The 11305-nt window shown below is 44.5% G+C and carries 7 protein-coding genes, 13 tRNA genes, 1 riboswitch and 1 other annotated feature; of the genes, 18 read left to right on the forward strand and 2 right to left on the reverse strand.

Translation table 11 applies throughout. From position 1 onward, the window contains the following. Positions 1-73: 73 nt before the first annotated feature. The 15 genes from EKM76_RS11010 to EKM76_RS11080 all read left to right on the forward strand — a co-directional run bounded on the left by EKM76_RS11010 (position 74) and on the right by EKM76_RS11080 (position 4188). Positions 74-147 (forward strand) — tRNA-Pro (locus EKM76_RS11010). Positions 148-160: 13 nt separating this feature from the next. Next, positions 161-234: transfer RNA gene (locus EKM76_RS11015), tRNA-Met, on the forward strand. Between the two features lie 21 nt (positions 235-255). After that, positions 256-329: transfer RNA gene (locus EKM76_RS11020), tRNA-Ile, on the forward strand. A gap of 50 nt (positions 330-379) precedes the next feature. Continuing rightward, positions 380-453: transfer RNA gene (locus EKM76_RS11025), tRNA-Met, on the forward strand. Between the two features lie 4 nt (positions 454-457). Then, positions 458-531: transfer RNA gene (locus tag EKM76_RS11030), tRNA-Asp, on the forward strand. Between the two features lie 7 nt (positions 532-538). After that, positions 539-611, forward strand: a tRNA-Phe gene (locus tag EKM76_RS11035). Between the two features lie 24 nt (positions 612-635). Then, positions 636-706 (forward strand) — tRNA-Gly (locus EKM76_RS11040). Between the two features lie 7 nt (positions 707-713). Then, positions 714-787 (forward strand) — tRNA-Ile (locus EKM76_RS11045). A 4-nt stretch (positions 788-791) separates the two neighbouring features. After that, positions 792-879: transfer RNA gene (locus EKM76_RS11050), tRNA-Ser, on the forward strand. Positions 880-895: 16 nt separating this feature from the next. Beyond that, positions 896-967, forward strand: a tRNA-Glu gene (locus tag EKM76_RS11055). A gap of 10 nt (positions 968-977) precedes the next feature. Then, positions 978-1065, forward strand: a tRNA-Ser gene (locus EKM76_RS11060). A gap of 9 nt (positions 1066-1074) precedes the next feature. Then, positions 1075-1148: transfer RNA gene (locus EKM76_RS11065), tRNA-Met, on the forward strand. Positions 1149-1152: 4 nt separating this feature from the next. Beyond that, positions 1153-1226, forward strand: a tRNA-Asp gene (locus tag EKM76_RS11070). Between the two features lie 98 nt (positions 1227-1324). Then, positions 1325-1417: riboswitch (SMK box riboswitch) on the forward strand. Then, entirely contained in the window at positions 1415-2602 is a 1188-nt protein-coding gene (gene metK / locus EKM76_RS11075) for a methionine adenosyltransferase (protein ID WP_125550711.1), read from the forward strand. (Overlaps the previous riboswitch by 3 nt.) A 113-nt stretch (positions 2603-2715) precedes the next feature. Further along, on the forward strand, positions 2716-4188 hold the full coding sequence (locus tag EKM76_RS11080) for an MDR family MFS transporter (protein ID WP_125550712.1): 1473 nt from the start codon (positions 2716-2718) through the stop codon (positions 4186-4188). A 3-nt stretch (positions 4189-4191) separates the two neighbouring features. Here the strand turns inward: EKM76_RS11080 and EKM76_RS11085 are convergent, their stop codons facing one another. Beyond that, a complete protein-coding gene (locus EKM76_RS11085) occupies positions 4192-4845 on the reverse strand; it encodes a phosphatase PAP2 family protein (protein WP_225417922.1) in 654 nt (217 codons plus the stop codon). A gap of 123 nt (positions 4846-4968) precedes the next feature. Further along, positions 4969-5170 (forward strand) — a binding site (T-box leader). A 273-nt stretch (positions 5171-5443) separates the two neighbouring features. Between EKM76_RS11085 and leuS the strand changes: the two genes are divergently transcribed. Then, positions 5444-7864 (forward strand): leucine--tRNA ligase, encoded by a 2421-nt coding sequence (gene leuS, locus EKM76_RS11090; protein WP_125550713.1) that lies wholly within the window; start codon positions 5444-5446, stop codon positions 7862-7864. A 207-nt stretch (positions 7865-8071) separates the two neighbouring features. Here leuS and EKM76_RS11095 read toward each other — a convergent pair whose 3' ends face one another. Beyond that, positions 8072-8503 (reverse strand): universal stress protein, encoded by a 432-nt coding sequence (locus tag EKM76_RS11095; RefSeq protein ID WP_125550714.1) that lies wholly within the window; start codon positions 8501-8503, stop codon positions 8072-8074. A gap of 208 nt (positions 8504-8711) precedes the next feature. Here EKM76_RS11095 and EKM76_RS11100 point away from each other — a divergent pair, with 208 nt between their 5' ends. Together EKM76_RS11100 and EKM76_RS11105 are read left to right on the forward strand one after the other, a co-directional pair. After that, positions 8712-10343, forward strand: a complete 1632-nt coding sequence (locus EKM76_RS11100; RefSeq protein WP_125550715.1) for a putative polysaccharide biosynthesis protein — start codon at positions 8712-8714, stop codon at positions 10341-10343. An 11-nt stretch (positions 10344-10354) separates the two neighbouring features. After that, positions 10355-11080: a pseudouridine synthase gene (locus EKM76_RS11105; protein ID WP_125550716.1), complete on the forward strand. Its 726-nt coding sequence runs from the start codon at positions 10355-10357 to the stop codon at positions 11078-11080. The last annotated feature ends 225 nt before the right edge of the window (positions 11081-11305 follow it).

Genomic DNA, 11305 nt, shown 5'->3' on the forward strand with positions numbered 1-11305 from the left:
GACTACGAATCAGAAGGTTGTAGGTTCGACTCCTACTGGGTGCATTGAGCGATAAGCTCAAGTTAAAAAGTCTCGGGAAATAGCTCAGCTTGGTAGAGCACCTGGTTTGGGACCAGGGGGTCGCAGGTTCGAATCCTGTTTTCCCGATTAGATCTGTTATCGCGGTGTAGCTCAGCAGGTTAGAGCGTCCGGTTCATACCCGGGAGGTCGGGGGTTCGATTCCCTTTGCCGCGATAAGATAGGTTTAAAGAGCTTGGACCTTTAGCTCAGTTGGTTAGAGCAGACGGCTCATAACCGTCCGGTCGTAGGTTCGAGTCCTACAGGGTCCATCTTTGATGGATGTTGTTTTAAACCATCTATGTTTCTTATATAATATTATCGCGGGATGGAGCAGTCTGGTAGCTCGTCGGGCTCATAACCCGAAGGTCGTAGGTTCAAACCCTGCTCCCGCAATTATGGTTCCATGGTCTAGTTGGTTAGGACGCCTGCCTGTCACGCAGGAGATCACGGGTTCGAGTCCCGTTGGGACCGTAAAAATGGCTCGGTAGCTCAGTCGGTAGAGCAATGGATTGAAGCTCCATGTGTCGGCAGTTCGATTCTGTCCCGCGCCATCATATCAGTTTGTTCTATAGTATGCGGGTGTAGTTTAGTGGTAAAACCACAGCCTTCCAAGCTGTTGTCGCGAGTCCGATTCTCGTCACCCGCTTTACTATGGGCCTATAGCTCAGCTGGTTAGAGCGCACGCCTGATAAGCGTGAGGTCGATGGTTCGAGTCCATTTAGGCCCATTATGGGGAAGTACTCAAGTGGCTGAAGAGGCGCCCCTGCTAAGGGTGTAGGCGGGTTATACCGCGCGAGAGTTCGAATCTCTCCTTCTCCGTTTTTTGTTTTTGTATGGCCCGTTGGTCAAGTGGTTAAGACACCGCCCTTTCACGGCGGTAACATGGGTTCAAATCCCGTACGGGTCATTTTCAGCTTGGAGGATTACCCAAGTGGCTGAAGGGAACGGTCTTGAAAACCGTCAGATGTGTAAAAGCATGCGAGAGTTCGAATCTCTCATCCTCCTTTATATTATCGCGGGATGGAGCAGTCTGGTAGCTCGTCGGGCTCATAACCCGAAGGTCGTAGGTTCAAACCCTGCTCCCGCAATTATGGTTCCATGGTCTAGTTGGTTAGGACGCCTGCCTGTCACGCAGGAGATCACGGGTTCGAGTCCCGTTGGGACCGTCATACCAGTGATTATAGAGAAGTACAAAAGCAATTTGCTTTTGTACTTTTTTATTTATGGATGCTTTTAAAGACCGGGTCACTGTGCTACACTAGTTTATGGTTTATATTTAGGTTCCCAAAAGGATTTGTAGCTTTGACTACAAAGGTGCCTTGTAACCGATTATTTAAGGGGGAATATTTTTCATATGCGTGAAAAACATTTATTTACTTCAGAATCTGTTTCTGAAGGTCATCCAGATAAAATTGCTGACCAAATTAGTGATGCAATCTTGGATGCAATGCTAGAACAAGATCCTAAGGCACGTGTTGCTGTTGAGACCACAGTTACTACCGGTTTAGTATTGGTAGTTGGCGAGGTTTCAACCAGTGCTTACGTGGATATTCAAAAGACTGTGCGCGATACAATTAAAGGTATCGGCTATGACCATTCTAAGTATGGATTTGATGGTGATAATTGTGCGGTTATGGTCGCTTTGGATGAACAGTCACCTGATATTGCTCAGGGGGTCGATGATTCACTTGAAGCGCGTGAACACGATCAAGATCCGTTAGACAAGATCGGTGCTGGTGATCAGGGCATGATGTTTGGCTTTGCCATTGATGAGACGCCTGAATTAATGCCATTACCGATTTCGCTAAGTCATCGTTTGATGCGTAAAGTTGCACAGCTACGTAAAACTGGCGCAATCAAATACTTACGTCCGGATGCCAAAGCTCAAGTTACGGTTGAATATGATGATCAAGGCAAACCTAGCCGCGTCGATACGATCGTCATCAGCACGCAGCATGATCCTGAGGCGACGCTGGAGCAGATCCGGATCGATATGATCGACCAAGTAATTAAGGCGGTAGTACCAGCTGAATTATTAGATGATCAAACCAAATATTTCATTAATCCTACGGGTCGTTTTGTTTTAGGCGGACCACAAGGTGATGCAGGTTTAACTGGACGCAAAATCATCGTTGATACTTACGGTGGTTATGCAAAACATGGCGGTGGTGCATTTTCTGGTAAGGACGCAACTAAAGTTGATCGTTCTGCAAGTTATGCCGCGCGTTATATTGCTAAGAATATTGTTGCCGCAGGTTTTGCAACTCGCTGTGAAGTACAATTAGCGTATGCAATTGGTGTTGCTAAGCCGGTTTCGATTTCAGTTGATACACAAGGAACGAGTAAAGTAGCAGAATCAGCATTAGTTGCTGCGATTCGTAAAGTTTTTGATTTACGACCAGCAGGGATCATCCAAATGCTAGATTTGCAGCGGCCGATTTATAAACAAACGGCTGCTTATGGTCATTTTGGGCGTACAGATGTTGATTTGCCTTGGGAACGACTTGATAAAGTTGAGGCGTTACACCAAGAATTAGATTAACGAGTATAAGAGGCGACCCTCTACCAAGTTATTTGGTGAGGGTCATTTTTTATGCGGTTCGTTGTTTAGAGGTCTATGAATGATTAGTTAGCGAAGTATGAGGGGAAGAGTGTATGCATAAAAATAAAACGAACGTGATGGTAGTTACAGTCGCCATTTTTATTGCCACGTTCATGTCAGCAATCGAAGGTACGATCGTTTCAACCGCAATGCCGACCATTGTCGGAGATCTACACGGCATCAACATGATGAACTGGATTTTTTCGATCTATCTATTAACTAATGCGATGTTGACGCCAATTTATGGAAAATTAGCGGACAGAATTGGCCGTAAGCCAGTGTTTATTACTGGTTTAGCTATTTTTATTTTGGGTTCGGCGCTATGTGGTCTGGCGCAAAATATGATGACGTTGATCATTTTTCGTGCGTTACAAGGAATCGGTGCTGGTGCGATCATGCCTGTTTCCTTTACGATTATTGCTGATATTTATCCGATCCAGAAACGAGCTAAGATATTGGGCTTTAATAGTTCCGCATGGGGGATTGCTTCAGTGGTGGCACCGTTATTGGGTGGCTTTATTGTTGAACAACTAAGCTGGCATTGGATATTTTTCTTAAATGTACCAATTGGTTTGGTTACAATTTGGCTGATTTGGCGATACTTAGATGAGGAACGTAAAGTCACTAAAGCGCCGATCGATTATTGGGGCAGTGTCTGGCTGATGTTGACCTTGTTGTCGATCATGTACGCTTTCCAAGTAATGGAACAAGGGTTTTCAGTCATGTTGATCGGGTTATTCGGCTTAGCCATTCTGTGTTTTTGGCTATTTATTCACACGGAAAAGAACGTAGCCGATCCGATTATTTCGCTGGAATTATTTAAAAATAGTACCTTCAATGTACAGAATATTGTGGCTGCACTGGTCAGTGGTTTTTTAATGGGTTTCGAAGTTTACATGCCAATGTGGATGCAGGGAATTCTAGGGCTGCCAGCTTCGATGGGTGGTTTCGTTGTCACGCCTAGTTCATTGATGTGGGTGGTAGCTTCCTTTATTACCGGCGGTTTGTTAGCTAAATATCGACCGCGCCTGATTCTATTTTGGAGTTTATTATTGTTAACGCTGGGCAGTATTATTCTGGCGCTAGTTCCGCAAACAACGCAATTTTCTTTATTCTTGGTGATTGCTGCGTTTCTTGGACTGGGTTTTGGAGTCACGATTACCACCACTACAGTCGTTTCACAGAATTCTGTCAGTCAAGATCAAATTGGCGTAGCGACATCGTTTAATACGTTGTGTCGGACACTGGGCCAAACGCTAATGGTTTCTGTTTATGGGATCGTGATCAACGTACATTTAGCCAGTGGTGTTCAGCATTATCATAGTCAAGGTGTGACTAGCGATATGATGAATCGTTTGGTCAATCCACAAACTGCGGTTGATTTACCAGCTAAATTATTACCGATTTTACGCAGTATTCTTTATAGCGGCTTGCACGTGATCTATTATGTTTCGGTAGGCTTGATGATCATAGCCTTACTGGTCAATTTATTGACGGACCGCCATACAAAAAAAGGTAACGCCTAAGCATCACCTTTTAACTGACGGGAACAAATTTAATTTTAAAAATAGCCACCAACTAAGATTCAGTCCAGCGAAGCCCCACAGCCAGCCAGCTAAAACGTCGCTGGTATTGTGCACGCCAATGTAAATGCGACTGAGTCCGATCAATAGAATCAGCACGCCCCACAAACAATTTAGAATGCGGCGTTTGATTGGGTCAGCAACTAAATAATAGGTGATCACGATCAATGCGCCAAACAAGGCCATGCTACCAGCGGCGTGACCGCTGGGAAAGCTGGTGCCACCAGCATAAACTAAGTGTTCGATTGCGGTCGGGCGTGGACGCTGCACGATCAATTTAATGAAATGATTGCCGAGACCACCAACTAACGAAATATTAATTAAGCTGTATAGCGCTAACTGGCGCTGCGGGAAGATCAATAATCCGACTAAGATCACGGCATTTAGCAGGACACTATTTCCAGGATTACCAAAGTTGGTTAGGGCAATAATGGCAGGATTTAGCCACGTTGAGCGCAAGCCGGTGAACCAACTATTAATTTGCAGGTCGAGCTGGTTCAGCCACGGCGTTTGTTGCCAAACTAAGTAGAATAAAACACCAAAAATAAAATAAGCGCCGAGACTATAGCTTAATAGGCGCCGTTGTCGTGATTGTATCAATATAAATAAGCTCCTTAATGGCCGGTAATTTGATAAAAAGCGGTTTAAATAAGAATAGTGTACCATGTTGCCGTGAAACTGTCTTGAATTCAAAAATTCTTTTTGGTATGATTTGAGTATTGATAAGAAATGTTGATGAGGAGTAGTAGCTATTTATCCGGCTGGCCAGCAAGCGATTGGTTGATGTGAAATCGTAGCCTGTAATAGTGAACTCACCTTGGAATGATCGATTGAAGTTGAGTAGGTCGGTTCGTGTGCCGCGTTACGGCAAAGTGTTGCGTTTTGCGCAAAATGTAGGTGGCACCGCGGTCCACTCGCCCTACAGGAATTATTTCCTGTGGGGCTTTTTTCTTATATTGCGAAGTAGCGCCATATTTCAACTTGGCGGGCTTTGCCGTAGTTGAATGGACATCGTCCGCAGCATCAAAGTTTATTAGCGTAGTTAGCTAATAAACCACCTTAATTGCGAAGTAGAGCCATGTTTCAACTTGGCGAACTTTGCCGTAGTTGAATGGCCATCGTCCGCAGCATCAAAGTTTATTAGCGTAGTTAGCTAATAAACCACCTTAATTGCGAAGTAGAGAGGGAGAGTTAAATCATGAGTTACAATCACAAAGTGGTTGAACGTAAGTGGAATCAGTATTGGTTGCAGCATAATACGTTTAAAACAACCGAAGATCCAGATAAAAAGAATTTTTATGCGTTGGATATGTTTCCTTATCCATCCGGTAAAGGCCTGCACGTTGGTCATCCAGAGGGTTATACAGCAACGGATGCCATTGCCCGGCTAAAGCGGATGCAAGGGTTCAATGTGTTACATCCGATGGGCTGGGATGCGTTTGGACTACCAGCTGAACAGTATGCGTTGAATACCGGCCATTCACCGGCTAGTTTTACTCGCAAAAACATCGAGACGTTCCGCAAGCAAATTAATTCATTAGGCTTTTCTTACGACTGGGGTCGCGAAGTTAACACAACTGATCCTAACTTCTATAAATGGACGCAGTGGATCTTCGAACAAATGTACAAAAAAGGCTTAGCCTACGAATCTGAAGTGTTAGTTAACTGGGCACCTGACTTATTGGGTGGCACGGTTGTTTCTAATGAAGAAGTGATCGATGGCAAAACCGAGCGGGGCGGCTTCCCGGTTTACCGCGTTCCAATGCGCCAGTGGATGTTGAAGATCACTGCCTATGCTGAACGGTTATTGAATGATCTTGATTTGGTCGATTGGCCAGAAAGCATCAAAGAAATGCAACGCAACTGGATCGGCCGTTCTGAAGGTGCCAGCGTTACCTTTAACGTCGCTGGACATGCTGATGCTAAAATTGAAGTCTTCACCACACGGCCAGATACGCTGTTTGGCGCTTCTTACATGGTACTGGCACCCGAACATGACTTGGTCACTGAATTAACCACAGCAGGTCAAAAAGACGCAGTTGCGGCTTATCAAGCTGAAGTAGCTAAGAAAAGTGATTTGGAACGGACTGATTTAGCTAAAGAGAAAACAGGTGCCTTTACAGGTAGCTATGCGCTTAACCCAGTTAATGGTGAACAAATCCCCATTTGGATCGCCGATTATGTTTTGGCTTCTTACGGTACTGGGGCGATCATGGCGGTTCCTGCGCATGATGATCGTGATTATGAGTTTGCCCAGACCTTTGATTTACCGATCAAACCCGTGATCGAAGGTGGTAATGTTGCTGAAGCGGCCTTCACTGAAGATGGTCCCCACATTAATTCTGATTTCTTAAATGGCTTAAATAAAACGGATGCGATCAAGCAAATGTTGGATTGGCTAGAAGAAAAGGGTATCGGTGAACGCAAAGTTAATTATCGTTTGCGCGATTGGATTTTCTCACGCCAGCGCTATTGGGGCGAACCAATTCCAGTGATCCATTGGGAAGATGGCGAAACCACTTTGGTCCCAGAAGATGAATTACCATTGATCTTACCGAAAACGGACGATGTCAAGCCTTCTGGTAGCACTGAAAGTCCCTTGGCTAATGTAGCGGATTGGGTCAATGTGGTTGACGAGAATGGTCGTAAAGGTAAGCGTGAAACCAACACGATGCCACAATGGGCCGGCAGTTCTTGGTACTTCTTGCGCTATATCGATCCACATAATAAGGAAATGATCGCTGATCCTGAAAAATTAAAGCAGTGGCTACCGGTTGATCTTTACATTGGTGGCGCTGAACACGCGGTACTACATTTATTGTATGCTCGCTTCTGGCATAAGTTCTTGTACGATATCGGTGTCGTGCCAACGCCAGAGCCATTCCAAAAGTTGTATAACCAAGGGATGATCTTAGGTAATAATCATGAAAAAATGTCGAAATCTAAGGGTAACGTAATCAATCCTGACGATATTGTGGTTGAGTATGGTGCTGATACCTTGCGTATGTATGAAATGTTTATGGGTCCGTTGGATGCTTCGATTGCTTGGAGCGATGAAGGCTTAAATGGTAGCCGTAAGTTCTTGGATCGCGTTTGGCGTTTATTTATCGATGATGAAGATGAATTGCGCGATCGTGTGACGACGATTAGCGATGATGCTTTGACCAAGGTTTATAATCAGACGGTTAAAAAAGTGACTGTCGATTTTGAGCATTTGCATTTCAACACGGCGATTTCCCAATTAATGGTCTTCGTTAATGAAGCTTACAAGGTAGAAATTTTACCGGTGGCTTATGTGGAAGGCTTTATTAAGATGCTTAATCCAATCGCACCGCATATTACTGAAGAATTATGGCAAAAATTAGGCCATGAGGATAGCATCACTTATGCGGCTTGGCCAACTTATGACGCTGCTCAATTGGTGGAAGACACCGTTGAAGTCGTGTTGCAAGTCAATGGTAAATTGCGTTCTAAGATCAAGCTTAGTAAGGATACCGCTAAGGAAGAAATGGAAAAAATTGCCTTAGCGGATCCTAAAGTTCAAGAATTCATTGCTGGAAAAACAGTCCGTAAAGTGATTGCCGTACCGCATAAGTTAGTTAACATTGTCGCTAACTAGCGCGGGAAAATCAGTTAGCTACCACGCTAGTCTAGCTAAAATAAATGGCTTAACAATAATAGTAGCCACTAACTGCAGCGTGATTTTATAGCCTAACACAACAAAAGAAGGTTCTGAAAAAATTCAGAACCTTCTTTTTGCTATTTGAGCATACTTTTCATAGTATCTAATCGTTGCTGAAAATGATAAAATTAAATCTAGTCGAGTTTATTTGGCTAAGAAAACGTTGGCGGTCGCGTGCCGAATCACGTAGCTGGCCGTGGCGCCAAGCTCACCGTCTTCAAAGGCATTATTACCAGTCGCACCAATGAAAATTAGGTCAGTTGGCTGATTATCGCGGCTGTAAGTGACGATTTGTTCCTTAGGGTAGCCATATTGTAGCGCTTGTTGCGCGACGACATGCTGGTCCTGAGCGGATTTGAGATAAGTGGTGAGCAATTCTTTAGCTAATTGATGCTCGGCTTCGATCAGCCGTAAATATTCAGCTTCGAAGCGCTGCTTATCGTAACCGCGATCATTAATGATATAAAGAATGGTCAGTTGTGCGCCGGTTATGGTTGCTAGATCGATTGCGGCTTGAAATGCGCGTTCGGCATTTTTCGAACCATCGACTGCGACTAAATACGTTGCGTGCTGCATAAGATCGCCACCTTTACTCCACAATAGTGGATGATTTTTATGCCAAAATTTTTGGCGTGGCGGCTGGTCATTGCTGGCTGCGACCACGCTGATCAAAAATATGGTTTTACTTAATTCAACTTCATTATAGAAGCTTCTGCCGTGAAACGTCAAAGATAAGGCGTGCAAGTAACGGAAATTCAAGACTTAGTTTGCGAGGGATATGATTATGGCGAAGCAGCCGGAAGAAAATACAGCTACATCAAAAGAAAAAATGTTACGTGGCTCGGCGTGGATGACCGCCGGTAGTATGTTTTCACGGGTACTAGGTGCTTTGTATGTGATTCCGTGGATGATGTGGTTTGGTCGCGAGCGGGGTCAAGCCAATGCCTTATTTGCGATCGGATATAATATTTATAGTGTTTTTTTAATTATCTCAACCGCTGGTATTCCTGGCGCGGTGGCTAAGCAAGTTTCGCATTACAACGCGATGAATGAATACAAAACTGGGCATAAGCTGTTTCGTAGCGGTATGTATTTAATGGTATTTATGGGTGTTGTGTCGGCGGCGGCGCTATATTTACTGGCGCCAGTGATCTCCACTGGGGATAAAGACGCCATTCCAGTAATTCGTTCATTGGCCTGGCCACTGTTAGTTATCCCAATGATGAGTTTGTTACGGGGCTTTTTTCAAGGTTATCAGGATATGGCCCCATCAGCCGTTTCACAATTTATTGAACAAGTTGCGCGGGTTATTTATATGCTGGCCGCAACTTATTGGATCATGCAAGTGGTCCACGGTAATTATGTGACCGCCGTAGCTCATTCAACTTTTGCGGCCTTTATTGGTGCGATAGCCAGTTTACTGATCTTAGCCTGGTATTACGCGCGCAAACGCAAAGAATGGGATGTTTTAGCTGAAAATAGTGCCAACGAGCTGAATATTTCTACACGAGATATGCTGCTGGAAATGGTGCGGCAGGCGATTCCGTTTATTATTTTAGATGCTGGGATCGTGTTGTTCTCGTTAGTTGATCAATATACTTTCTTCAATATGATCGATGATTTCGTGGTAGGGACGCGGGCGACGTTTAACGGCTTGTACGCTTTATTTGCATTTAATGCCAACAAATTGATCATGATCATCGTTTCTTTAGCGGCGTCAATGGCGGTCACATCGATTCCGTTGTTATCGGAAGCTTACACTAAGCGCGATTTCCATGATGTTCGTGACCAAGTGGATAATATGATCGAATTATTTTTCTTTATTATGATCCCAGCAGCAATTGGGATGGCGGCTGTTGCTAAGCCGCTGTACACGATTTTTTACGGTTACGACTTTACCGGTACGTTGGTATTAGAGTTCTCCGCGTATACTTCGATCGTGCTCGGTTTATTCACTGTGTTGGCAGCTATGCTACAAGGACTGTACCAAAATCGTTTAGCAATCGCCTACTTTGTTGTTGGTTTGGTCGTCAAAATAGTGATCCAGTACCCGATGATCTATTTATTTAAAGTTTTCGGGCCGTTGGTGGCGACCGCGATCGCCTTCATGGTAACTAGTTATTTGATGATGAATTCGTTAAATAATATGTTCCACTTAAAAGTCGCTGAGATCGTTAAATTTTTCTCGGAAACATTGCTATTTGCTTTAGTGATGTACGCGGTCTGCATTGGGCTACAACAAGTACTTTATCTATTCTTGAATCCAGCTAGTCGTGTACAGAGTATGTTGGTGATCGTCATTGTGGCCAGTGTTGGCGCAGCACTATACGGCTATTTGGTGTTGAAAAGTCGTTTAGGTGATCAATTGCTGGGTAGTCGTATTGCTGGTTTACGCCGGCGTTTACGGATCAAGTAAGGGAGTAAACAATGCGTTTAGATAAATTTTTAGTTCATGCGGGGGTCGGCAGTCGCAAAGAAGTTCAGCGCTTGATCCGCGGCAAACAAGTCCAGATTAATGCTGTCGTGGTCAGTAGTAGTAAAGCAACAGTTGTGCCAGAAACTGATCAGGTGCAGGTGGCAGGCACAATGGTCAGTTACCAGCGATTTTATTATTATATGTTGAATAAGCCGACTGGGGTGCTATCTGCCACCACTGATCCACAGCAACGAACGGTGATCGATTTATTGGCACCAGCGGAGCAGCGGGCCGATTTATTTCCCGTCGGCCGCCTGGATAAGGATACGACTGGCTTGTTGATTTTAACTAATGATGGTCAATTAGCCCATCGCTTACTTAGCCCGCGCCAACAGGTGGACAAGGTGTATCGTGCTTTAGTTGCTGGGGTGGTCACAACTGCAGATCAACAGCGGTTTGCTACTGGGCTCACAACTAAAGCCGGCAACACTTTTGCGCCAGCAAAGTTACAGATTTTAGCGGTGGATAAGGTGCAGCATCAAAGTCAAATTGAAGTGACACTGCATGAAGGCAAATTTCATGAAGTGAAGCGTTTGTTTCAAGCAGTGGGGAAAGAAGTGCTAACGCTGCAGCGGCGGCAAATGGGTCACTTGCAGTTAGATCCTACCTTAGCTGCGGGGACCTACCGCGCGCTGAGTGCGGCAGAAGTGACTGAATTACAAGCATCAGTTTCCTAACGGAGGCTGATTTTTTTATTGGCTAAATATTAGCGGTCAATTTATTTGCTTAAGCAAGTAAATTGGAATACACTACGGGTAACGTCTAAAGTTCCATGAAACCCAAGTTCAAAACCGGATGTTCAAGGGGGGATGACGATTAATATATGGAATCACCGTTCACGGATGAATCGAACTTAATTCAGGTGTTGCTTCTCACTGGATCTTGCCTATTTTATGTGTTCT

Origin of the sequence: Loigolactobacillus zhaoyuanensis, from assembly GCF_003946385.1 — a bacterium.
Classification (GTDB): domain Bacteria; phylum Bacillota; class Bacilli; order Lactobacillales; family Lactobacillaceae; genus Loigolactobacillus; species Loigolactobacillus zhaoyuanensis.

Bases quoted from the DNA above. Each gene is read 5' to 3' on its own strand.
- metK (WP_125550711.1), top strand. From the start codon at position 1,415: ATGCGTGAAAAACATTTATTTACTTCAGAATCTGTTTCTGAAGGTCAT.
- EKM76_RS11080 (WP_125550712.1), top strand. From the start codon at position 2,716: ATGCATAAAAATAAAACGAACGTGATGGTAGTTACAGTCGCCATTTTT.
- leuS (WP_125550713.1), top strand. From the start codon at position 5,444: ATGAGTTACAATCACAAAGTGGTTGAACGTAAGTGGAATCAGTATTGG.
- EKM76_RS11095 (WP_125550714.1), bottom strand. From the start codon at position 8,503: ATGCAGCACGCAACGTATTTAGTCGCAGTCGATGGTTCGAAAAATGCC.
- EKM76_RS11100 (WP_125550715.1), top strand. From the start codon at position 8,712: ATGGCGAAGCAGCCGGAAGAAAATACAGCTACATCAAAAGAAAAAATG.
- EKM76_RS11105 (WP_125550716.1), top strand. From the start codon at position 10,355: ATGCGTTTAGATAAATTTTTAGTTCATGCGGGGGTCGGCAGTCGCAAA.